Raw genomic sequence first — 22716 nt, 5'->3', positions numbered from 1 at the left:
AGCAATCGCATGCTATACAGAGCGGCTATGCATCCGTGCGATTGCCGCGCTGCGCTCGCAATGACATGGAGATTATAACCTGCATTTTTAGCCAATAAAAAAATCTCCCCTCCCGCATAATTTCCTTCCAACAACTCCGTTAACTATAATTATAGTTAAAAACCTGACCAATGCCTAAACCAATTACATTGCTGCTATTAATTATATTGGCAGCACTTCACAAAACCGAAATCCCCGACAGCAAAAGAGCTAACGATGTGCGTCTTAAAGTATGGCCTAAGCTTCAGAAAGAGCTTAAAGACAAAGGCTTTGCCCCCTATGGCTCAGTGTACCTCCGTATCATTAAAGACATCAGCGTACTTGAAGTATGGGTAAAATCGGCTAATAAATACCAGCTCTTTAAAACTTATGACGTATGCACATATTCAGGCGGGTTAGGTACCAAAACCCGCAGCGGCGACGGTAAAAGCCCGGAAGGCTTATATACCATAGAGCCCAAACAACTAAACCCGGTAAGCAACTATTACCTGGCTATTAATGTAGGCTATCCTAATGCTGTGGAAAAAGCCAAAGGTTATACCGGCAGTGCCATCATGGTACATGGGCATTGTGCTTCTATAGGTTGCTATGCCATGACCGATGCACGGATAGAAGAAATTTATACCCTGGTTTACGAGGCATTTGTAGCCGGCCAAAAGCAAGTCCGTGTTGATATTTTCCCTTTCCGGATGGATGACGCAAACTTAAAGCGCTATGCGGCTTACAGACAGGATGCCTTTTGGCGCAGCCTCAAACCGGCTTACGAATTATTTGAAAAACGACAGCTACCAGTTGATTATCATCTTAAGGGGAAGGAATACGCTTATTAACCGTTGATTTTTTGATTACGCGGATGGGGCTCAAATATTTAGCTTGTGATCGGTATTATCACCAGAAGTATTCGAAAGATTTTAATTCCCTCCCTTGGGAGGGGTGCGGCTGGATTTCGTGGTGGCAGGGAGGGGTTTATACTTCATTTCAGGCGAATAAGTCTGTGAATAAAACCCCTCCCTACACCCTCCCAGGGGAGGGAATCGCACAATCCCTCGCTTTTTCTATTTCTTCCGAACACTTCTGGCGTTAACACACGCTCAATGTCAATCCGAATAAGGATTTGCATTCCCCGGGGAGGAGACTTCGGCCACCAGGCATAACATGGAGACTTTATTTACAAAGTTTACATTTTTATTTACAATCCTGGTTCTTCTGACAGTAAGGTATCAAAGTAATTTCGCTGGATCAACTTTGATATGATATGAAAAATAAAAGAAACGTTTTGTCCTGCCTGATTATTCTGCTGGCAGGAGTAATTTATTCCCCTGCACAGGCCCAGCAAAAGCATGCCGAAAGCGTAATCCCTTTCGCCGGACCTAACCGAATCACCCGTAATATCATACAAGATAAAAAAGGCAACATTTGGATTGCTGCATTTGATGGTATTTTTCGGTACGATGGGAAATCCTTTACCAATATCACAAGTAAAGTGAGTTCGGCCCGCTTTTTTTCTGTTTTAGAAGATAGGAAAGGCAACTTGTGGTTCGGCTCTATCGGTTCAGGTGTTTACCGTTACGACGGGAAATCCTTTCGTAATTTTACAATAAAGGATGGCCTTCTCAATAATGATGTTGTAAGTATTTATGAAGATAAAAAAGGCAGCATCTGGTTCGGCGTTTGGGGTGGAACAAGCCGGTATGATGGAATATCATTTCGGAATTATATCATAAACGGATATGGGATGAATGAAGACCCAACAGGGAAAACATTTCCGGATAGGGCACCTTACGAAGTTAATTCAATTATTGAAGACAGAACGGGCAAGCTTTGGTTTGCCACAAGAGGCAACACCTTTGTGTACGACGGAAAAATATTTAACGTTTTCAGCCGTAATGGTAAACCTTTTACCAATGTTCGTTCTGTAATGGAAGATAAAAAGGGCAATATCTGGCTCGCCGGCGGTGATGGACTGTGGCGCTATGATGGTAGTTCATTTACCAATTTCACCCGGAAATTTGCGGGTTACGTTTACGAAGATAAAAAAGGAAACATTTGGACAAGTTCAGAAAGTGCTGATAACCCCAACAGGGTACTTTCTGGTTTTAGCGCTAATACAGCGGCCTGGGCGCTTTCCCGTTACGATGAAAAATCCTTGTCTGATAAAAAGCCATCAGTAACCGAAATAACTAATAAGCCAATGGTTTTTGGGATTTTAGAAGATGATAAAGGAAATATTTGGTTTGGTGCTATAGGTGGAGTGTACCGGTATGATGGAAACACTATAACAGACTTTAAAGGGATGTAGCTGATGATCCGTCTCACACTGGCAGAAGAATACGTATTCAGCTATCATTCCATCAGCAACACCATCAAAGCTTCTTCAACCCGCTCTTCTTCAAGTAAATGCTTAGCTTTCAAATGTAATTGCAGCTCACGGGTCTGGCTGTCGCCGATGGTGGCATCAAGTACTTCTTTTATCTCCGGGGTAAGCGCAAAGGCTTCGATAGCCTCATCGCCGGGTATAGCTTCGAGGTTACCCAATTGCCCGAGGTTGTTACCTGTAAGGATCCTCGAATTGCGGATAGCATAAGGCAGTGCATCAACACCTATACCCATTTTGGTATTGGGTTTGGCTACTTTAAACAGGTTATCTTTAGTAACCCGGCAATACCAGTCGCCGCCAAGCCGGGCAACCAGGTCCATTTTGGCCTGGTTTATTTTGCCATCCGCGTCTAAAACGGCATCATTAATGTGCATCATCTTGATTTCGGCGAATACAAGATTGCCGGCGCCATGGCCTTGTCCCAATTCAACAACCTCCTTAACTACACATTCCATTTGCACATATGACTCCGCCACGCGTGGCGGTTTTACCAATTGGGATGGTACAGGTGTTAAACCCGATTTAATAAACTCATTAACACCCTGCGGATACTCTACGCTTGAGAGCGAAGTTTGCTGCACCATATCATAATTAACAATATTGATCACGCATTCGGGCACTTCTTTTACATTTTCGAGCGTGTGTTTGGTGGTATTATCCCTCACCCGCCGTGATGGCGAAAAAATACATATGGGCGGATTAACGCTGAAAATATTAAAGTAACTGAAAGGGCTCAGGTTTACATTCCCGGCTTTATCAACCGTTGAGGCCAGGCAAATCGGTCGCGGAGCTACCGCAAAGTTCAGGTAGCTTTGGAGTTGAACAGGAGAAAGATCGGATATGTGGATGGTGGGCATGGACGTTTTACTTTCACCGTCATTGCGAGGTACGAAGCAATCCCCAATTGGCAGAGAAGCTATACAAGTCCCTCTGTATAGTTTGGGATTGCTTCGTACCTTATAATGACGGAATTATAAGTTATTGATTATTAAGTATATTTTCTCGATCAATTTTATAACATGGGCGTTGCCTGCGGCCCGGGCTTTCCGTTACAAGTCCTCGCCTTTCCTACCCGCAATCCCTGCACGCGCTGTGGGCTTTTCACTGCAATCCCTAACGCGGCCCCGCACGTCATAATACATTTTAAAGGTCATAACCATTTTTTCCCGGGGTTTCCTGGTGGGTTATAGCAATGACGCATTTTATGCTTACTGGTATTATTTCTTACTTCTTCAACTTCAATATCGAAAAATCACTATTGGATTTTTTAATAATATTCCCGAGCATGCCTAAACCGGTAACCTCCATTTCAACCAAATCTCCCGGCTGCAGCCATTGTGGTTCATAATCTGCATTATTAAGTACACCGGTGCCATTCAGTTCAAGAAAACAACCTGTACCAACCGTTCCTGAGCCAATTACATCGCCCGGCAAAACATCACAACCATAGGCAGCACGCTCAATGATCTCGGCAAAGGTCCAGTCCATATCGGCCATATTACCTGCGGATACCTGTTTGCCATTCACCACGCATTTCATCTCCAGGTTATAGGCATTCCCTGTATGACCAGGTTTTGCAGGTACTTTATATTGCTCCAGTTCGTCGGGCGTTACCAGCCAGGGACCAATCACCGTCGAAAAATCCTTACCCTTTGCCGGGCCAAGGTTCAGCAGCATTTCTTCCATTTGCAGGGTACGGGCGCTCATATCGTTCATGATCATGTAACCGGCAATAAAGCTATCGGCTTCGGCGGCGGTAATGTTACGGCCTTTTTTATTGAGAACAACGGCAACTTCCAGCTCAAAATCAAGCTTTTGAAAATGATCGGGCATACATTCAATTTCGCCGGGGCCTTGTACAGCGTTATGGTTAGTGAAATAAAATATAGGGTACTGATCAAACTCGGGTATCATATCCAGCTTACGGTTGCGCCTTGCCGAAGCCACATGCTGACGAAACGCATAACCATCGCGGCATGATGTTGGGTGCGGCACCGGGGCCATCAGCTCAAAAAACAGTTCCTCTTTAGCCTCTATCTTTCCCGACCGGATATCTTCGTTAACCCGTGCAGCATGCTCCATCAGTTCGGGGCCTCCCCATAAAAACTCGTTCATATTGTCGGGGATCAGCTTATCGCAGGAGTTTAAATTGTAGATATGGCCACTAACAAAAACGCCAAGATGTTCGCGGTCTTCGGTTTTATAGGATACTAATTTCATAGAGTAGCTTAATTGGTATAATCAAAGCTAATGATTTTGATTGAGGGAATTATAGTGAATGGTTGATTAAGTTGAGAGGTCCCTCTCGCGGGCGTATATAAAGATATACTGCCACCGCTCGGCTCCAGCCCATAGCCGTTAACTTAAGGAAAAAACTCTTCAAAGCGAGGGAATGTGCGACTCCCCTCTTGAGAGGGGTGGAGGGGTGTGTTATTCTACGTGCAGCTTATCGCTTGTATAACACACCCCTGCTCCCGCTCTTTCCCACTACGCCCCCTCTCAAGAGGGGATTTTAAAGCGCATGTGCTAAATTAATCTCTTAGGTTAATGGCTATGGGCTGGAGCCGAGCGGCGGCGTAAGGATTAAAAAATAACTAACCAGTCACCTAATCAACCACTCACTATTCAACCCAAAACTTGCATCCTAAATATAATCCCGCTAACTTAGTATCATGTTACGCGTACAAATGCATTTTCTGTTTTCATTGGGGTTAACCTCCATGAGCGATGCGTCATCGTTCAGAGATGCTATGCTTGCTAAGATCGTGCTGGCGCAATACTAATTTCCCCTCCTCTTTCCTCTATTATTTTTAACCAATTATTTATTAAATGGTCAGGTTATGCGTTACGGACTTTTTAGCCCGAACACAAATCAGCATTTTATACGTTTTATAGTTAACCAATTAAACCAATCCATGCCTCTATATCATAGTTTAGGATCAATTCCGCCTAAGCGGCATACGCAATTCCGTAAGCCCGATGGTAGTTTATATGCCGAAGAGCTGGTGTCAACCGAAGGTTTTTCAAGCCTTTATTCGCTGGTGTACCACGCCTATCCGCCCACCATTGTAAAAACCCTTGGCGAGCCCTACAGCGTGGAACCTAAAATAGCGCGCGAAAAACACTTGAAACATACCAGTTTGATAGGTTTCAATATCAAGCCCGAGGATGATTACCTGCAAAGCCGCAAGCCGGTACTGGTAAACAGCGATCTGCATATTTCGCTGGCAGCACCGCGCCAAAGCATGACCGACTATTTTTATAAGAACAGCCAGGCCGATGAAGTAGTTTTCATTCACGAAGGCACAGGTACTTTAAAAACAGGTTTCGGCAACATCAAGTTCCAATACGGCGATTACCTGGTGATCCCCCGCGGCACCATTTACCAGATGGAGTTTGACGGCACGGCCAACCGGCTTTTCATTGTGGAAAGCTTTAGCCCTATCCGGCCGCCAAAGCGTTATCGCAACCAGTATGGGCAATTGATGGAGCATTCGCCTTATTGTGAGCGCGATATCAAACTGCCGGCCGATCTGAAAACTTATGATGAACATGGCGATTTCAAGATCCTGATCAAAAAGCAAGGTCTTATTTATCCCTATATATATGGCACTCATCCTTTTGATTTTGTGGGCTGGGATGGATTCCATTATCCCTGGGCGCTATCTATCCATGATTTTGAACCAATAACAGGCAGGTTACATCAGCCACCACCGGTACACCAAACCTTTGAGGGTAATAACTTCGTGATCTGCTCCTTTGTGCCCCGCAAGTTTGATTACCATCCGTTATCTATCCCTGCACCTTATAACCACAGCAATGTAGACAGCGATGAGGTTTTGTACTATGTAGATGGCGATTTCATGAGCCGCAAAAGTGTAGTAAAAGGGCAGATCACCCTGCATCCGGGGGGTATCCCACACGGCCCGCACCCCGGCTCGGTTGAAAAATCAATAGGCAAGGAATCAACAGACGAACTGGCGGTGATGATAGACCCATTCAGGCCGCTGATGCTTACGGAAGACGCGATTAAGATTGAGGACGAAAATTATTATAAGAGCTGGCAAGAGTAAGGCGAAAGGTTAAAGGCGAAAGCTGAAAGGTTTTAAACTCCGGCCACTAATACAATAACTCAAAAATCATTGCAATAATTAACCATGAACACACAAACTTTAGATAAAAAAGTCTCCCCTACCGGGGGAGATTTAGAGGGGGCTGACTTCCTGCCCCTTAACGGCACCGATTATGTGGAATTTTATGTAGGCAATGCCAAGCAGGCTGCCCATTACTATAAAACCGCCTTCGGTTTTCAAAACCTGGCGTATGCCGGACCCGAAACCGGGGTGCGCGACAGGGCATCATACGTATTACAACAAGGCAAAATCAGGATTGTGCTTACCACTCCCCTGCACTCTGATCACCCTATTGCCGATCATGTTAAAAAACATGGCGATGGTGTAAAAGTGCTGGCCCTTTGGGTTGACGACGCCTATGATGCCTTTGAGCAAACCACCAAACGAGGCGCCCAGCCATACCAGCAACCGCAAACCCTGACTGATGAAAACGGCGAAGTACGTACCAGCGGCATCAAATTATACGGCGAAACCGTGCATATGTTCATCGAGCGTAAAAACTACAAAGGCTTGTTTTTACCGGGATATCAAAAGCTGGAAAATAACTACAACCCGGCAGATACCGGTCTGCTATATGTTGACCATTGCGTGGGCAACGTAGGCTGGCATAAAATGAACGAATGGGTTAACTTTTATGAAGAGGTTTTAGGTTTCCGAAATATCCTCACTTTTGATGATAAAATGATCTCGACCGAATATTCGGCTTTGATGAGCAAGGTGATGAGCAACGGAAACGGCTATGTAAAATTCCCGATCAATGAACCTGCCGAAGGTAAAAAGAAATCGCAGATTGAGGAATACCTGGAGTTTTACGAGGACGAAGGTGTACAGCACCTGGCCCTTGCCACCCATGATATTGTAGCTACTGTTACCGAACTGCAAAACCGGGGCGTTGAATTCTTAACTGTTCCTTCAACTTATTATGATGATCTGATTGACCGTGTTGGCCATATTGACGAAGACCTTGAGCCGTTGAAACGCTTAGGTATTTTGGTTGATCGCGATGACGAAGGATACCTGTTGCAGATCTTCACCAAACCTGTTGAAGACAGGCCAACCCTGTTCTTTGAAATTATTCAGCGCAAGGGTGCCAAATCATTCGGCGCAGGTAATTTTAAAGCCCTATTTGAGGCCATTGAACGTGAACAAGAAGCAAGGGGAAATCTTTGATTTCGGATTTCGGAATCTCGATTTCGGATTTTTAATATTGAAATTATGATTAGGAGCCGGGCATTGCCCGGCTTTTTATTTGGTTGGCAATAGATTATATTTGATATAATCAACAATCACTTTTTATGAAGAAAGCTTTACTTATCATTGTCGCTCTTGCGTTAAGCCTTAACTGCTTAGCCCAGAATGCTCCGGCCACCAAACCCGTTTATGATGCCACCCTGGCCAAAAAACTCGGAGCCGATGATTATGGTATGAAAAAATATGTGATGGCCTTTTTAAAAGAAGGGCCAACACAACTCGAAGATTCGGCGGCTAATATGCAGCTGCAGATGGCGCACCTTAAAAATATTGGCCGCCTTGCTGCCGAAGGTAAGCTTGTTGTTGCAGGGCCGTTTTTAGATAACCAGCCTTTACGCGGCATTTTTATTTTTAATGTAGAAACTGTGGAAGAAGCCCAAAAACTTACCGAAACCGATCCGGCCATCAAAGCAGGGGCTTTAGTGATGGAGCTGCACCCTTTTTATTGCAGCGCGGCGCTGATGCAGGTAGTGCCGATTCACAACACCCTCCAAAAGAAAAGCATGACCAATTAAATGGATGACGTACTATTTGTACTTGAACAGCTTAAAGAAAAAGCTGATGCTGCGTACTTAAAAGGCATGGCCCGTTTTGGTATTGATAATTCGAGGGCTTTAGGGGTAAAATTGCCGGAGATCCGCAAACTGGCTAAGATCATTAAAAAAGATCATGAACTGGCTTTAGCACTTTGGGATACGCAAATACATGAAGCCCGGATGCTGGCCTCCATGATAGCTGATCCTAAACAGGTTACCCCCGAACTAATGGACAGCTGGACCGGCGACTTTTATTCATGGGATATCTGCGACCAGGTTTGCGGTAACCTTTTTGACCGCACCCCATTTGCCATTGATAAAGCTGTTGAATATAGCAGTCATGAGCAGGAATTTGTAAAACGTGCCGGTTTCGTTTTAATGGCCGAATATGCAGTTCATAATAAAACGGCGCCCGACGAAATATTTACAAACCTATTTCCTATTATGGAGCGGGAAGCGTGGGATAACCGGAACTTTGTTAAAAAAGCTATTAACTGGGCTTTACGCCAAATAGGCAAACGGAATAATATATTAAAAGTTAAAGCCATTAACACTGCACAAAATATATATAACCAACCCAGCAAATCGGCCAAATGGATTGCAAAAAACGCGCTTGATGAACTAATAAGAAAATAATGATTTAATATTTTCCATAAAGTTAAATTCTCGGCAAATTGCCTGTAAAATAGGACATTATAAAACCCAATAATAGTTCACCCATATTTACTAAAATAGCGGCCGCTATTTTTTACAATTAAATTACATCAAACAATTTTGTGAAGGATACCTTCATTTTTTTAACACAAAAATGAAGTGTGAGCATATTTTTGTAAAATATCACTTAAATTAAGAGTAGATATGGCCAAATATTCTTCAAGCCGTAAATACCAGTAAAAGAATACATTATAAAGTATCAAAAATATTATATTTGAAGCAGGCCAAATGTGGAATAAATGATTGATAAGACGCCACGGCCATACAACTGATGGTTATAAATTATAAAAACTTCAAATCATGGCACATGTTTTAGTCATATGCACGTGTCAAAAACAAGTTGAATTAGTGAACAGATTGTTGATATGAGTTTTTTTGAAAAGGGCAAACTTTCCGGCGATGATGTACATCTTACCCCTTTGATCAATGATCTGGATACGGGGATCTGGAAGTACAATTTCAATACAAGGGAAGTAAAATGGTCGACGGGCTTCTATACGCTGTTAGGTTATCAAGTCAATGAAATTGAATGTGATGCTTATACTTTTTTTGAACATCTGCTTTACCACGGCGATAAACCGTTTTTTTTCAACGCCATTAACAACAGGATAGCGGAAGACACACCACCGCTCCAATTACGTTTTTTAACAAAAAAAAACGGGTACCAGTGGTTTGAAACCACTATCAGGAAACTGGACGACGAGCATGGCAGTATAGTTTACGGTTCGCTTGTAAACATCAACCGTTACAAACAAGATGACTTATTATCGGCTCATAGCCAAATCACCAATGATGATGCCTTTAAAACAGCACGCTTAGGCATCTGGGAAATTGATCCTCAAAACATCAATACCATTGTGCTGTCAAAACAAGTATATGACTTATTTGATCTTCAAAATCATTTAAAACTTAGCGTTGAAGAGTTTATTAGTTTTTTTGAGCCTCCGTACCGGCCTGTTTTACAAAATGCTATTAACCATACTGTTGAAGACAGCAGGCCCTTTGATATTGAATTGCTTTTACGTTCGGCCAAAAACAATATGTTATGGCTAAAAGTAAAGGCTGTACCTGTGATTGATCACCTGGGTAAATGCACATCAGTAAAAGGGGTTATCCAGGATATCGACAGCGAAAAAAGAAAGTTGCTGAAACTTGAACAGTCGATAAATTTACTGACCGACCAAAACCGCCGCCTGCAAAACTTCGCGTACATTGTTTCACATAATCTTCGTTCGCATACGGGCAACCTTCAATTTATGGTAAACCTGTTTGAACAAACCGAAACAACTGAAGAACGGGAGGAGATCTTTTCGCATATTAAAACCATCAGCGACAGCCTGGACCTGACCATCGAACACATAAACGAAATAGTTAAGATTCAAACCGAAATTACCAAAGAGCGGAAAGTGGTTGAGTTGGAGCCCATGTTCAAAAACATTTGCTCGGCGTTAAAAAATAATATTGAGACCATAAACGCCCACGTTGAAGGTGACTTTACGCAATGCCGCGAGATCAGTTATATACCGGCTTACATGGAAAGTATTTTACAAAACCTGCTTACCAACTCCTTAAAATACAGTCACCCCGACAGGCAGCCCATTATAAAATGCTATACCTTAACAGAAGGGAAACATATTTATCTCATTTTTGAAGATAACGGCCTTGGTATTGATCTTGACCGTTATGGCGATAAGATTTTTGGCATGTACAAAACATTTCATCAAAATACGGATGCCAAAGGCATTGGCTTATTTATAACCCGTAACCAGATTGAAGCATTAGGCGGAAGCATTAAAGTTGACAGTACAGTAAACGTTGGCACAAAATTTACTATCAGATTGGTATAATTAAAATTACCAAGAGATGATTGCAGAGCGAAGTCCGGCTAACACCTGGATTGTGGATGATGATAGTATTTACGTTTACGGCCTTAAAAAATTAATAAGCATAAAGGAACTGAATACCCAATTAAGCCATTTTGTAAATGGAGAAGAAGCCATTTGCGCATTGAAAAAAGCAAACGAAGACCATAACCTACCCGATGTAATATTACTGGATATTAATATGCCGGTTATGGATGGATGGGAGTTTATGCATGAATTTGCGAAAATAAAACCCCGAACGGGGAAAAAGATCGCTGTTTATATGGTGAGCTCATCCGTTGATCTTAACGATATCCACCGGGCTAAAAATATTTCTGAAGTTTCTGACTATCTGTTCAAACCTGTAAGAATAAATCAGTTAAAAGAGGTTTTTGACAACGTTTAACTGCAAGTGAACGAGCAAGTAAAAAAATACGGAACCTAAAAAAGGCTCCGTATTTATTATTGCTTCATTAATACCGAAGTAGAAATAAAGTATTGGGAGGTATCTTTAAATGTAAGCTGAACTTTTCCGCCTACATTGCTCACCACGCCGTATGAAACAGATTTATTAGACAAAGTAAACTTTATCCGGTTACCGCTTTGCACCCAGGAACCCGACGCAGATGCCCCCTTTTGCCCAATAATAGTGTAACTATTATCAGTCCGTGAAACATAACAATCTTCAGCGCCTACGTAAGCGGCTGTCCATGTGCCATCACCTTTCAGGGTAGTTTGGTTATCACTTATGCATGGAGATACAACGTTTGTATAGGTATCTGAGTGACCGGTGGTGATGTTTATATTCGTTTCTGATATCAGCGAATACTTACCTGCATAAGCATTTACAGGTTCACCCTTTTCTTTTTTGCAAGCATTACCCGCAAGTAATGCTACTGTGGCCAGGCTTAAAAAATATATTTGTTTTTTCATAAACGCAGGAAACAACCGTATGCTATTATTCAATATAGCTTTCCAGTATTTTAAAACCGCCTGTTGTTTCCAACTCAACTTTATCGATGCTTTTTGGTAACAGGATACATTCGCCCATTTTAACCGCGTATGCCTGGTTGTTATATTTTACAGTATAACCGCCTTCAACACAAACATGGATCACAAATGAATCAAGCGCCGAATAGTCTTTCGATATACTTTCGTCAAAATCGAGCACATTGGTAGTAAAATAAGGGCAGGTAACCAGTTTTACAGTTTCGTTCTTTTTAGGTTCGTATTGGGTTTTATATTCGGGATAATGCTTGTAATCAATAGCGGCAAGAGCTTCTTCGGTATGTAACTCACGTTTATTGCCTTTATCATCAACGCGGTCAAAATCGTAAATACGATAAGTAATATCAGATGTTTGCTGAATTTCGGCAATCAATAAACCTTTGCCAATAGTATGCACCCTGCCTGCGGGTAAAAAGAAAACATCATCAGCTACTGCATCTTCTTTGTTAAGGATATCCATGATATGACCGCTGTTTAAAGCATCGACATATTTTTGCTCGGTCATTTCCTGGTTAAAACCGGTAATCAGTGTCGACCCCGGATCGGCTTCAATGATATACCACATTTCGGTTTTACCAAATGAGTTATGGCGTACTTTGGCCAGCTTGTCATCGGGGTGTACCTGTACCGAAAGATCATCATTGGCATCAATAAATTTCACCAATAACGGAAAGATGTTGCCAAAGTGATCATAAACCTTTTTACCAACCAGCTCATCTTTGTATTGCTCTAATAAGTCGGCCAGTGATTCACCTTCCAAAGCGCCCGAAGCTACAACCGAAACATCAGATTTTACGCCTGATATTTCCCAGGTTTCGCCGCAGTTGGGCAGGCTGCCAAAATCTTTATGCAAATAGGTTTTTATCTTTTGACCGCCCCATATCTTGTCTTTATATATGGTTTTAAATTTTAATGGATATAATGCCGACATAGTGTTATGTATTTTTGCCCGCTAAGTTAGGAGTTAAATAGAAAATTGAAAACGCTAAATTGGTTTACTCAGCTTAATGTGTAACAAAAAAGCCCATACGATGATGTATGAGCTTTTTCTTATTTAAATCGCCTGGCAATTATTTACCTAAGCGTTTTTTCAGGTTCTCGTCAATTGCAGCCAAAAACTCTTCGGTGTACAGGTAATCGGTACCATGCTCCACTTTTGGTTTAATGGTGATGGCCAAATCTTTGGTCATTTTGCCGCTTTCAACAGTTTCAATACAAACTTCTTCCAAAGCCTTGCAGAAATTGATCAATTCTGTGTTCTTATCCAAGATGCCACGGAATTCCAAACCTCTTGTCCAGGCAAAAATAGAGGCAATTGGATTGGTTGAAGTTGGCTTACCGGCCTGGTGATCACGATAGTGACGGGTTACAGTACCGTGGGCAGCTTCAGCTTCCATTACAGTACCATCAGGAGTAACCAGGGTTGAGGTCATTAAACCTAATGAACCAAAGCCTTGTGCTACAGTATCTGACTGTACGTCGCCATCGTAGTTTTTACAAGCCCAAACAAAGTTACCGTTCCATTTAAGGGCCGATGCAACCATGTCGTCAATTAAGCGGTGCTCATACGTGATACCGGCTGCTTCAAACTTTTGTTTGTAATCATTTTGATAGATCTCTTCAAAAATATCTTTGAAGCGGCCATCATATTTTTTAAGAATGGTATTTTTGGTTGAAAGGTATAAAGGCCAGCCTTTCATTAAAGCCTGGTTAAAGCAGGCATGCGCAAACCCTTTGATAGACTCATCGGTATTGTACATCGTCAATGCAACACCATCACCTTTAAAATTAAATACCTCGTATGATTGCTCGGGGCCGCCATCTTCAGGAGTAAACTTAACGGTTAATTTACCTTTGCCTTTAGTTAAGAAATCGGTAGCACGGTACTGGTCGCCAAACGCGTGACGGCCAATGCAGATAGGTGCTGTCCAGTTAGGTACCAGGCGGGGTACATTGGACATAACAATAGGCTCACGAAAAACAGTGCCATCCAATATGTTACGGATAGTACCGTTTGGTGATTTCCACATTTGTTTTAACCCAAACTCTTTCACCCTTGCTTCGTCGGGAGTAATAGTAGCACATTTAATACCAACGCCGTATTGTTTAATTGCGTTAGCTGCGTCAATAGTTACCTGGTCGTCGGTTTGGTCGCGGTACTCGATACCCAGATCGTAATATTTAATATCAAGATCAAGGTACGGGGTAATCAATTTGTCTTTAATGAATTTCCAGATTATTCGGGTCATTTCATCGCCATCCAGTTCAACTACCGGATTCTCTACTTTTATTTTTGACATGCCTGATGTGGTTTTTGTTATACAAACGGCCCAAATATATAAAATTGACTTTATCAATTTTATCAAATAACGCAATGAAAAATTATAGATTTCGTTATAATGACAATTATTAACACCGGCATTGTTGTTTTTATAAACTTTGGTGCTATTTTTATAAAATAAAACGCTTACCATAAAACAAGCTCCTTTTATACAGGTGCTGCCGTTTATTTATGATAAAATCCATACTAAAAATCTCCATTATAATCCTGCTGTGTTTTGTATCTTTTTTTGCTAAAGCCCAAATAGGCTTTGATTATGCACAATATGACGTTGGCTTTGCCGCAGGTATCAACCAGGCCAGTTCTACCGATGTGCAAACCCTAAAAACAACACCTTCTATAAATCTTAACTTTACTTACAATCAAGGCCCGTTTGTAAATTATGTATTTAATGTGGAGGTAGGCCGTTTAAAAGGCGGTTCGCCGGCTACAAGTACACAAAGGCAATTTGAAAACCATTTCAGTGCTTACTCTTTCAGGGTGCAGGTACAGGCAGGCGAATTAATTGACTACTCAAGAAGTGCTGTAGCCAATGCTTTTAAAAACCTTTACCTGTCATCGGGCTTAGGATACATTAATAATAATGTTGTATACAGAACACAAGATGCGCTTTTATTAGAGCAGGGCCTGGAATTACCCTACGAACGCAAAACAAATGAAATATTTATACCACTAAGGCTGGGTTATGAGTTTAAGCTGTTTAACAGTTACAACCAGCCTGCAGTTAAAATTGACCTGGGCTACCAGTACAATTTTATTATGGGCGATAATCTTGACGCCTACGTTGCCGGCGCGCATAACGACGCGTATTCGCAGGTTACTTTAGGTTTCAAATTTGCCATTGGTGGTGTTACATCTTACCGGAAACAGATCCATTATTAAGCTTAGGCTAAATCTTTTTTGATTGATTTGCTTTTTGGCAGGATTTTTACTGCGTATATTTATATAATAAAAGCACAAACCTATGAACAACGATCAAATAGACGATGCAGGTTTCAATGATGATCTGCCTGATCGCGACGAAAACCTGAAAGATGAACTGGGCGAAACCATTGATAAGGAAGACCTGAGTTATAACCCGGACGATAATAGCTACGAATACGATGTTAAAAGCGATGACCCGGATTATGACCATCCCGATCCGTATCATACTGCCGCAAAAAACGGCGAGGATTTTAACTCCACCTATGACGAGGCAAACCCTTACGATGTAGACGGCGAATTTGACGAAGATCGTTCGCTTGAAACCGATGTAGATGAATTGGGAATGCACATTGACAACGGCGAAAGCGTTGAGATTGATCCGGTTGATGCTGCCCTTTCTCACACTCCCGAAGACGACCGCGACGACCTTGACGAAGAAGGATACCCCAAAAATGACAGGGAACCCCTGAGATAATTTATTAACTGCTGAGTTGTGGGTTTTTAATTAGGCCCGCAGCTCAGCATTTAAAACCCGGTTAATCAAAATCAAGATTAAACCGGCTTTTCAATTCCAGCAACTGCGGGTTGCGGGCTGCCATATGCTGAAACTTTTCGGGCGCGGTATAAGGCTTACGTACTACCTTTTGTTCGTCAACCCGGGCATTTACCTCGATAGTAAAATTTTTAAGTGTACTGCGCAGATAATTCAACATAACGGGCTTTTCATCCCTGAAAATATTTTCCTGCACCATATTGCCTACTATTACTTCAAAAACATAGGGCTTTAGCATGCGCGGCGCGCCCGCTGTAAGAACGGTTAGCAAAGTTTTTTTACCCTCTTTTTTTGCGAATGCAGCAAAATCGCTCCAGCATTGCAAAAAGGCGTCCATGGTAAAATCCTCTTTATCCTCTCCTTTTAAATATGGATCCTCTTCTTCAAGCAACTCTTCCTGCGTTTTAACTTCACCGGTTAATGAAGGGGTGAGCGTACTTCGCAAAGGCATTACTATCTTAGGCTTTTCAGCGGGCGATGTTATTGTTTCTTTTACCTGTACAGATGGCGTTACAACCTCTTTTGGTGGGGCACTGTATACCGGTGCGGCTTCGCTCACTATAGATACAGCAGGGCTTGCCTGCGCTCCGTCAGCAGGCGTTACTGTTGAGGTATCAGGTTTTTTTTTTAGTCCCCCGTCGGTCGCGGAAGTTACAGTGAGTGGTGTGGTTGCCAGGTTAAACACCGATGGCAGGTGGCACATCTTGAGTAATGCCAGTTCAACCTGGAGCCTCTGATTTTTGCTGAGCTTATAACTAATATCGCACTGGTTGGCAATATTCATGGCCGAGAGCAAAAACGACACCGATGCCTGCTGCGATTGCTGCAGGTATTTTGTTTTAATGCCTTCACTCACCTCAAGCAACTTTAGTGTCGATTGATCCTTCCCCACCAACAGATTTCTGAAATGTTCAGAAAGCCCGGCTATAAAATGCGCGCCATCAAACCCGCGCGAAAGGATCTCGTCAAAAAACAATAGTACTTTAGCGGTATCTTCCTTAAGCAGGCTCCCGGTTATATTAAAATAATAATCGTAATCAAGTATGTTCAGGTTATCGATAACCGAGCGATAAGTAACTTTGCCACCAGAGAAGCTAACAATTTGATCAAACATCGAAAGCGCGTCGCGCAAACCGCCATCGGCTTTCTGAGCTATGATATGCAGGCCGTCGGGCTCATAACCTATGCTTTCCTTGCCGGCAATTGATGCCAGATGGTTGGCCATATCCTCAACCCTGATGCGGTTAAAATCAAAGATCTGGCAGCGCGAAAGAATGGTTGGCAGGATCTTATGCTTTTCGGTAGTAGCTAATATAAATATGGCATAATGAGGTGGTTCCTCAAGTGTTTTCAGGAACGCGTTAAAAGCGGCCTGCGACAGCATGTGCACCTCATCAATAATATAAACCTTGTAACGTGCCGCCTGGGGCGGGATCCGTACCTGCTCAATCAAACTGCGGATATCATCAACAGAGTTGTTTGAAGCAGCGTCAAGCTCATGAACATTAAAAGAATTTCCGTTTTCAAAAGCCTTGCATGAAGCGCATTCGCCGCAGGCTTCGCCATTGGGCTGTAAATTGGTACAGTTAATGGTTTTTGCCAGGATCCGTGCGCAGGTAGTTTTGCCCACACCACGCGGCCCACAGAACAAAAATGCCTGTGCCAGCTGGTTATTTTTTATAGCGTTTTTGAGCGTATTGGTTATATGTTGCTGACCAACAACGGTTTCAAAAGTAGCCGGGCGATACTTACGGGCCGAAACAATGAAATTATCCACAAGTGCTAAGGTAGTGAGAAATTAGATTTGGTGAAAGAGCGGCTTTGCTAATTTTTTTACACACCGGCCTCTTCGCCATGTTAAACCCGGCATTATTACATAAACGCTTTTGACACCTTTAAAATAATGCCAAACGAATTGTAAAGCAGGCCCCCATGATCATATGCCAGATCATATCCAACAGAATAACCATTTTTTAACGCCCTGATTCCCTCAAAATAGGTTGAGTATTGATGCACCTTTTTAAATGCCCCATAATTGGCAGGGCTTCGTATTTTGCCTCCAACCGATCTATACAGTTCAGTGCCATTATCATAAGTTCCCATATTTTCTGAATAGGAAAACTTGCCTGTATAAAGCCAGTTAAAGGCATAAAACTGCACACCGGTATGCAACGCTAAAACCCTGTTATTTACAAAAAATTGTTTGTTATTACCTATTTGGCTGTCTCTTACATCATTTACTGTAGTTATAAAGGGGGTACCCAATCCAACTTCGTTATATGACCATCCTTCTTCGTACTCATAATTATTGTAATAATTTTCAGCACCTGATTTTGTTTTCTTGGAATCCGCCTTACCAGCCTGGTTCGCTGTGTATAAAAATTCAAATAAAAACTTCTTCCAGTAAAAATGATCCGAGTTTGGCTTGTTATTAACGAAAGTAATTCCGTTTAAGCCATCTGTGACATTAGCTAATGACCTTAAGGCACCTATATCATAAAAGTTTTGGCGATATATTGATACCGTGACCCCATCAAATCTATATTCAGCGCCCATGTCTAACGACCCTAAATGATTGCCAACTTTACTTCCCTGATATAATTTACCGGTAAGCACATACCAATACGTTTCGGATCCCGACAATTGAAAACGGCTAAACACACGTTTTTCATTTCCCCATAAGGCTTCATGATTATAGCCCGCCTGAAACTTAAATCTCCATGATGGCTTGCCTATTTTAACATACAATGTATTTTCCAGATAATAACCTTTGAAATCTGTTGGCCTTTCACCAGTTCTAACTTTAACATCTCCTAAATAACCACTTGCTAACGTCCCCTTAACTGCAAATAATTTCCCGAAAAATGGAATACTATAATAGTTGGGTATGCTTAAACTAATCTTGGGTATGCCTAAGGCATTACCTGAAATCGGAAATGACCCGGATGAAAGGGTCGAATCTACAATCCCCACAATATCCTTTGAACGGCCAGCTTTCAATTCAAAAATACCGGCGTGGGCCTTTACAAATCCCTCAACTAAAATAAACTTGCTATTATTTCCGGCATTTCCTCTACCTTCAAAGGATGCGGCCCAGTCGTAAGTTTTTGTTGTATCATAATCTTTCCGAATTTTTCCGATTAAGCTACCGGACCCACCCGATAACGGAATACTGCCAAACTGATTTGCCCTTAACCAAAATGGCACTGAATTATTGGTAGTGACAATGCCCTGGGCCTCCAGGCTAATATGCACATCCTGATTTTGTGCTTTTGCTAAAAAAAAAGATAATAATATCGGCAATAAGACGACTAATTTTTTCATAACAGACAGTTTCGGCTAACGATTAATTTCAAATAACAAAAAATGATAATTTATTAAAAATAATATTATTTTTTTATTAAAATCACATTAATAATACTATTGCTAATACAAAAACAATCGTAATGTAGCAAATAAATTACATTATTCGCATTTTAACTTCAAATTAAATTTAACTATCCGTTTAAGTCAATGAAACTCAGGTCGAAAAAAATTAAATCATGGAGAAAAAAATAGACACAAAAGAGCCTGCGTTATGATTGTTACACAATTTAATTTAACTCAGCTTAGGGAACAAGCTGCTCTGATTGCCTTTTTAAGGCAGCAACAGGAAATAAACAGGAATAAGCAAAAAGGAACTTAATATGTCGCGGTCAAACAGCTCAAGACTTAGCACATAATATATTAAATATCATCATCGGGCAAATGATCATCATCTTCGGGGTCGGGCTCACCGATACTGCTATCAACCTGTATTTCATGCAGATCTTCTTTATCCTCAAGGATATCATCAAAATCTTCATCTTCCTGGTCGTCCCAGTCGCCTTCAAGGGGATCATCCCCTCCGCCATACATTAAGATCTCATCGAAAGTAAGCGGATTGCTTGTTCCTTTTTCGGCTTGAGTAGTTGCGGGTTGCATAGCTTATGAGTTTTTAAGTAAAACCATAAGCTATGCCATAAGTTTTAGAAAAAATATTGTTTTTATCAACACAATCTCTCCCCTGTTTACAGAATATCTATCGATACTATTTCCTTTACCGTATAATACCCCTTGGCTTGCGGCAGATACACTTCCAGGTCCTTCCAGGTTATCTGCAGTTTTTTACCGGCAAGTTTAGCCGGTGAAGCATCTATAAATTTCTCAGACCCGGAAAACTGCCTGAGCCAGATAAATGATTTTTCGGCCGCCGCCTTATCTGTTATAACAATATAATTGAATCCTTTTGTATCAATCCGTTTAAATACGCCGGTAGTAACCTGCGCGCCGGTACCCTCAGCATCGTCACCCTTTCCCATTTTCATGGCCAGTTGCATAAAAGATCCACATTTTTGCTTCATCAGGTTTTTACCGATCTCCACGCCTACTTTACTCATTGCCGGTTCATCGGTTACCTCAACATTTTGCTCTTTGGCTACATCCATCAGCAAGTCGGCATGGTTTTCAAAGCACTTTTCAAAAGCATCATTGGCAGCTTGTTTGGTAGATATCTTTGCCACGTCAATTTTGGACAGTTCCTTACAAAGCGAATCAAGCAGGCGTTGCTGCGCGGGCCCTATTGTTTGTGCTTTTATTGCACCGGTTGTTGTTATAAAAAATGCGATAAAAAGGAGCAGGTTCTTTTTCATAATATTAATTTGGCTGCTAATATAGCACTGCCGGGCTAATTTGCTGTTACACACGTAGCATTTCATTTAAAAACATTTGATTGTTTCAATAATTACCCCTACATTTGCAGCCCCGTTATAGCGGGTAAATAATTAAAAATCAAGTATAATGCAACAGTACGAAATCGTGATCGTTCTAACCCCGTTGCTTTCAGAAGAGACTGCTAAAGAGGCAAATGCCAAATACAGCAAAATTCTTACTGATGGCGGAGCCGAAATTGTCCAGGAGGATAATTGGGGTTTGAGAAAATTAGCGTACCCAATCCAAAAGAAAACTACAGGGTACTATCACTTAACTGAATTTAAGGCTCCGGGTGAATTAATTAACAAATTGGAGATAGAGTTAAGGCGCGATGAGCGTGTTTTGCGTTTCCTGACCATTGCTTTGGATAAACATGCCATTGCTTACAATGACAAAAAACGCAGCGGTGCTTTTAACAAAAAACCAGCAGCTAAAGCAGAGGAGGCAGCAAACTAATGGCTAACGAACAAATTAAATACGTTACCGCTCCAAAAGTGGAGGATAACCGTAAAAAATACTGCCGTTTCAAAAAGAACGGTATCAAGTATATTGATTACAAAGACGCAAACTTTTTATTAAAGTTCATTAACGACCAGGGTAAAGTATTACCACGCCGTTTAACCGGTACTTCATTAAAGTTTCAGCGTAAAGTGGCACAGGCTGTTAAACGCGCACGCCACATCGGTTTATTACCTTACGTTACAGATTCATTAAAATAATAGGAGATTTAAGAAATGGAAGTTATTTTAAAACAAGATGTAAAAAACCTGGGTGATAAAGACGATATCGTAAATGTGAAACCAGGTTATGGCCGTAACTACCTTTTACCAAAAGGCTACGCCATATTAGCTACCGAAAGCGCACGTAAAGTTTTAGCCGAAAACCTTAAACAAGCTCAATTTAAGCAAGAAAAAATCCGCAAGGATGCTGATGCTATTGCAGCTCGTTTAGAAGGTGTTAAACTTAACATTGGTGCTAAAGCCGGCGAAACAGGCAAAATCTTCGGTGCTATCAACACTATCCAAATTGCTGATGCATTGAAAAAAGAAGGTTTTGAAGTTGACCGTCGTCGTATCACTTTTGACCAGGAGCCAAAATTTGTTGGTGAGTATGTTGCCAACATCAACCTGCATAAAGAAGTTAAAGTACAGGTTCCGTTTGAAGTAGTAGCGGAATAATTATATTTCGGAATTCGGATTTAAGATTTCGGATTTTGAAAAACTTAAAAGGTGTTTTGTTAATTCAAAACACCTTTTTTTTATGATTAGAATTAAATAAAAACAAATTCGAAATCGAAAACTCGAAATCTGAAATCAAGAATATTTATTTCGGATTTCTGGAAAAAATTTAGAATTTTAGAGGGTGTTTTGCTAAAGCGAGGCACCCTCTTCTTTTATCAGGAAATATTTTATAACTGTGTTCAAATTCTTCGGCAAAAACAACCAAAAATCAAAATCGGGCAAACGGAATTCAACATCGGATTCAAAGTTTTATGGCATCCCTAAATTGATATTCAGGATTTTTAAACTGATATTCATCCTGTTTTTTGGTTTAAGCCTTTTGGGTGTAATTGGTTACCGTTTTATAAACCCTCCTTTTACCTGGTTAATGATCGAACGCGGCTTCCAGCGTAAATCGGCAGGTAAGGAATGGAAGATAGATAAAAAGTGGAAAGATTTTGACGAGATCTCCGACAATATGAAACGCGCCGCCGTTGCTGCCGAAGACCAGACCTTTTTAGAGCACCACGGCTTCGATTTTAACGCCATCGAAAAAGCTATCGAAAAAAACTCGCACAGCAAAAAACTAATTGGCGGCAGCACCATATCACAGCAGGTAGCCAAAAATGTTTTCCTTTGGGAAGGCCGTTCCATACTCCGTAAAGGTATCGAAGCTTATTTTACCATATTGATAGAAACCTTTTGGAGCAAAAAACGCATCATGGAGGTTTACCTGAATGAGATTGAAATGGGCGATGGCATATATGGTGTTGAGGCTGCTTCGCAGGCTTATTTTCACAAACCGGCCTCCGATTTAACCCGGCAGGAAGCTGCCGCCATAGCGGTGATTTTCCCAAGCCCGCTAAAATGGTCGGCCACCAACCCAACCAAATATTTAAGGCACAGGCAATACCTCATTATGAAAAATATGAAGCGGTTGGGGCCGCTGGATTTTTAGCCCCCTGCCCCCTAAAGGGGGAATGAAAATTCCTCTCCCGGTATTCCTTTTTTATTTCAGCAACGCTGT

The 22716-nt window shown here is 41.6% G+C and carries 23 protein-coding genes; 14 read left to right on the top strand and 9 right to left on the bottom strand.

Translation table 11 applies throughout. The features are described from left to right. Positions 1-170: 170 nt before the first annotated feature. Both FHW88_RS23460 and FHW88_RS23455 read left to right on the top strand, forming a co-directional pair. A complete protein-coding gene (locus tag FHW88_RS23460) occupies positions 171-869 on the top strand; it encodes a L,D-transpeptidase family protein (protein ID WP_090528456.1) in 699 nt (232 codons plus the stop codon). 425 nt (positions 870-1294) lie between these two features. Then, the gene (locus FHW88_RS23455; RefSeq protein ID WP_176628079.1) at positions 1295-2338 is read left to right on the top strand and encodes a two-component regulator propeller domain-containing protein; all 1044 of its coding nucleotides are present in this window, start codon (positions 1295-1297) and stop codon (positions 2336-2338) included. 44 nt (positions 2339-2382) lie between these two features. Here FHW88_RS23455 and FHW88_RS23450 read toward each other — a convergent pair whose 3' ends face one another. Then, positions 2383-3273, bottom strand: coding sequence for a flavin reductase family protein (locus FHW88_RS23450; RefSeq protein WP_176628078.1), 891 nt, complete (start codon positions 3271-3273; stop codon positions 2383-2385). Between the two features lie 367 nt (positions 3274-3640). After that, positions 3641-4636, bottom strand: a complete 996-nt coding sequence (locus FHW88_RS23445; RefSeq protein WP_176628077.1) for a fumarylacetoacetate hydrolase family protein — start codon at positions 4634-4636, stop codon at positions 3641-3643. Between the two features lie 695 nt (positions 4637-5331). Here FHW88_RS23445 and FHW88_RS23440 point away from each other — a divergent pair. The 6 genes from FHW88_RS23440 (at position 5332) to FHW88_RS23415 (ending at position 11318) form a co-directional block, all read left to right on the top strand. Next, positions 5332-6489, top strand: coding sequence for a homogentisate 1,2-dioxygenase (locus FHW88_RS23440; protein ID WP_176628076.1), 1158 nt, complete (start codon positions 5332-5334; stop codon positions 6487-6489). Between the two features lie 84 nt (positions 6490-6573). Next, positions 6574-7719, top strand: coding sequence for a 4-hydroxyphenylpyruvate dioxygenase (gene hppD / locus FHW88_RS23435; protein WP_176628075.1), 1146 nt, complete (start codon positions 6574-6576; stop codon positions 7717-7719). Between the two features lie 125 nt (positions 7720-7844). Next, the gene (locus FHW88_RS23430) at positions 7845-8315 is read left to right on the top strand and encodes a YciI family protein (RefSeq protein WP_176628074.1); all 471 of its coding nucleotides are present in this window, start codon (positions 7845-7847) and stop codon (positions 8313-8315) included. Beyond that, positions 8316-8972 (top strand): DNA alkylation repair protein, encoded by a 657-nt coding sequence (locus tag FHW88_RS23425; protein WP_176628073.1) that lies wholly within the window; start codon positions 8316-8318, stop codon positions 8970-8972. A 443-nt stretch (positions 8973-9415) separates the two neighbouring features. Further along, positions 9416-10897, top strand: coding sequence for a PAS domain-containing protein (locus FHW88_RS23420; protein ID WP_176628072.1), 1482 nt, complete (start codon positions 9416-9418; stop codon positions 10895-10897). Between the two features lie 16 nt (positions 10898-10913). After that, on the top strand, positions 10914-11318 hold the full coding sequence (locus FHW88_RS23415) for a response regulator (protein WP_090528481.1): 405 nt from the start codon (positions 10914-10916) through the stop codon (positions 11316-11318). 56 nt (positions 11319-11374) lie between these two features. Here the strand turns inward: FHW88_RS23415 and FHW88_RS23410 are convergent, their stop codons facing one another. The 3 genes from FHW88_RS23410 to FHW88_RS23400 all read right to left on the bottom strand — a co-directional run bounded on the left by FHW88_RS23410 (position 11375) and on the right by FHW88_RS23400 (position 14220). Then, positions 11375-11845, bottom strand: a complete 471-nt coding sequence (locus tag FHW88_RS23410) for a hypothetical protein (protein WP_176628071.1) — start codon at positions 11843-11845, stop codon at positions 11375-11377. Between the two features lie 25 nt (positions 11846-11870). Then, entirely contained in the window at positions 11871-12851 is a 981-nt protein-coding gene (locus tag FHW88_RS23405; RefSeq protein WP_176628070.1) for a type I phosphomannose isomerase catalytic subunit, read from the bottom strand. A gap of 139 nt (positions 12852-12990) precedes the next feature. Beyond that, a complete protein-coding gene (locus FHW88_RS23400) occupies positions 12991-14220 on the bottom strand; it encodes an NADP-dependent isocitrate dehydrogenase (protein WP_090529643.1) in 1230 nt (409 codons plus the stop codon). A gap of 212 nt (positions 14221-14432) precedes the next feature. On the opposite strand from FHW88_RS23400, the gene FHW88_RS23395 reads away from it, so the two are divergent. Continuing rightward, a complete protein-coding gene (locus FHW88_RS23395) occupies positions 14433-15143 on the top strand; it encodes a hypothetical protein (RefSeq protein WP_176628069.1) in 711 nt (236 codons plus the stop codon). An 82-nt stretch (positions 15144-15225) separates the two neighbouring features. Beyond that, positions 15226-15660 carry a hypothetical protein gene (locus tag FHW88_RS23390; protein ID WP_129571867.1) on the top strand — a complete coding sequence of 145 codons (435 nt, stop codon included), beginning with the start codon at positions 15226-15228 and terminating at the stop codon, positions 15658-15660. Between the two features lie 61 nt (positions 15661-15721). Here the strand turns inward: FHW88_RS23390 and FHW88_RS23385 are convergent, their stop codons facing one another. The 4 genes from FHW88_RS23385 to FHW88_RS23370 all read right to left on the bottom strand — a co-directional run bounded on the left by FHW88_RS23385 (position 15722) and on the right by FHW88_RS23370 (position 20408). Beyond that, complete coding sequence (locus tag FHW88_RS23385; protein ID WP_176628068.1) at positions 15722-17515, bottom strand: DNA polymerase III subunit gamma/tau; 1794 nt, start codon at positions 17513-17515, stop codon at positions 15722-15724. Between the two features lie 95 nt (positions 17516-17610). Next, positions 17611-19062, bottom strand: coding sequence for a capsule assembly Wzi family protein (locus FHW88_RS23380; protein WP_176628067.1), 1452 nt, complete (start codon positions 19060-19062; stop codon positions 17611-17613). A gap of 402 nt (positions 19063-19464) precedes the next feature. Then, positions 19465-19701: a hypothetical protein gene (locus tag FHW88_RS23375; RefSeq protein WP_176628066.1), complete on the bottom strand. Its 237-nt coding sequence runs from the start codon at positions 19699-19701 to the stop codon at positions 19465-19467. An 86-nt stretch (positions 19702-19787) separates the two neighbouring features. Then, on the bottom strand, positions 19788-20408 hold the full coding sequence (locus FHW88_RS23370; RefSeq protein WP_176628065.1) for a hypothetical protein: 621 nt from the start codon (positions 20406-20408) through the stop codon (positions 19788-19790). Positions 20409-20556: 148 nt separating this feature from the next. Between FHW88_RS23370 and rpsF the strand changes: the two genes are divergently transcribed. The 4 genes from rpsF to mtgA all read left to right on the top strand — a co-directional run bounded on the left by rpsF (position 20557) and on the right by mtgA (position 22647). Further along, a complete protein-coding gene (gene rpsF / locus FHW88_RS23365; protein WP_090528512.1) occupies positions 20557-20925 on the top strand; it encodes a 30S ribosomal protein S6 in 369 nt (122 codons plus the stop codon). Further along, complete coding sequence (gene rpsR, locus FHW88_RS23360) at positions 20925-21188, top strand: 30S ribosomal protein S18 (RefSeq protein WP_022833472.1); 264 nt, start codon at positions 20925-20927, stop codon at positions 21186-21188. The genes rpsF and rpsR overlap by 1 nt, the downstream gene beginning before the upstream one ends. A 15-nt stretch (positions 21189-21203) precedes the next feature. Next, complete coding sequence (rplI, locus tag FHW88_RS23355) at positions 21204-21647, top strand: 50S ribosomal protein L9 (protein WP_090528515.1); 444 nt, start codon at positions 21204-21206, stop codon at positions 21645-21647. 328 nt (positions 21648-21975) lie between these two features. Beyond that, complete coding sequence (mtgA, locus tag FHW88_RS23350) at positions 21976-22647, top strand: monofunctional biosynthetic peptidoglycan transglycosylase (protein WP_218117281.1); 672 nt, start codon at positions 21976-21978, stop codon at positions 22645-22647. Positions 22648-22716 lie beyond the last annotated feature (69 nt).

Origin of the sequence: Mucilaginibacter sp. SG538B (assembly GCF_013376065.1) — a bacterium.
GTDB classification, from domain to species: Bacteria; Bacteroidota; Bacteroidia; order Sphingobacteriales; family Sphingobacteriaceae; genus Mucilaginibacter; species Mucilaginibacter rubeus.
The sequence above is the reverse complement of the archived record's forward strand: the minus strand, read 5'-3'. Positions and strand labels throughout refer to the sequence as shown.

Coding starts and splice junctions, on each gene's coding strand:
- FHW88_RS23450 (WP_176628078.1), bottom strand. CDS start 3,273: ATGCCCACCATCCACATATCCGATCTTTCTCCTGTTCAACTCCAAAGC.
- FHW88_RS23370 (WP_176628065.1), bottom strand. CDS start 20,408: ATGAAAAAGAACCTGCTCCTTTTTATCGCATTTTTTATAACAACAACC.
- hppD (WP_176628075.1), top strand. CDS start 6,574: ATGAACACACAAACTTTAGATAAAAAAGTCTCCCCTACCGGGGGAGAT.
- FHW88_RS23420 (WP_176628072.1), top strand. CDS start 9,416: ATGAGTTTTTTTGAAAAGGGCAAACTTTCCGGCGATGATGTACATCTT.
- FHW88_RS23445 (WP_176628077.1), bottom strand. CDS start 4,636: ATGAAATTAGTATCCTATAAAACCGAAGACCGCGAACATCTTGGCGTT.
- FHW88_RS23395 (WP_176628069.1), top strand. CDS start 14,433: ATGATAAAATCCATACTAAAAATCTCCATTATAATCCTGCTGTGTTTT.
- FHW88_RS23390 (WP_129571867.1), top strand. CDS start 15,226: ATGAACAACGATCAAATAGACGATGCAGGTTTCAATGATGATCTGCCT.
- FHW88_RS23460 (WP_090528456.1), top strand. CDS start 171: ATGCCTAAACCAATTACATTGCTGCTATTAATTATATTGGCAGCACTT.
- rplI (WP_090528515.1), top strand. CDS start 21,204: ATGGAAGTTATTTTAAAACAAGATGTAAAAAACCTGGGTGATAAAGAC.
- FHW88_RS23405 (WP_176628070.1), bottom strand. CDS start 12,851: ATGTCGGCATTATATCCATTAAAATTTAAAACCATATATAAAGACAAG.
- FHW88_RS23425 (WP_176628073.1), top strand. CDS start 8,316: ATGGATGACGTACTATTTGTACTTGAACAGCTTAAAGAAAAAGCTGAT.
- FHW88_RS23430 (WP_176628074.1), top strand. CDS start 7,845: ATGAAGAAAGCTTTACTTATCATTGTCGCTCTTGCGTTAAGCCTTAAC.
- rpsF (WP_090528512.1), top strand. CDS start 20,557: ATGCAACAGTACGAAATCGTGATCGTTCTAACCCCGTTGCTTTCAGAA.
- FHW88_RS23415 (WP_090528481.1), top strand. CDS start 10,914: ATGATTGCAGAGCGAAGTCCGGCTAACACCTGGATTGTGGATGATGAT.
- FHW88_RS23380 (WP_176628067.1), bottom strand. CDS start 19,062: ATGAAAAAATTAGTCGTCTTATTGCCGATATTATTATCTTTTTTTTTA.
- FHW88_RS23400 (WP_090529643.1), bottom strand. CDS start 14,220: ATGTCAAAAATAAAAGTAGAGAATCCGGTAGTTGAACTGGATGGCGAT.
- FHW88_RS23455 (WP_176628079.1), top strand. CDS start 1,295: ATGAAAAATAAAAGAAACGTTTTGTCCTGCCTGATTATTCTGCTGGCA.
- FHW88_RS23440 (WP_176628076.1), top strand. CDS start 5,332: ATGCCTCTATATCATAGTTTAGGATCAATTCCGCCTAAGCGGCATACG.
- FHW88_RS23375 (WP_176628066.1), bottom strand. CDS start 19,701: ATGCAACCCGCAACTACTCAAGCCGAAAAAGGAACAAGCAATCCGCTT.
- FHW88_RS23410 (WP_176628071.1), bottom strand. CDS start 11,845: ATGAAAAAACAAATATATTTTTTAAGCCTGGCCACAGTAGCATTACTT.
- rpsR (WP_022833472.1), top strand. CDS start 20,925: ATGGCTAACGAACAAATTAAATACGTTACCGCTCCAAAAGTGGAGGAT.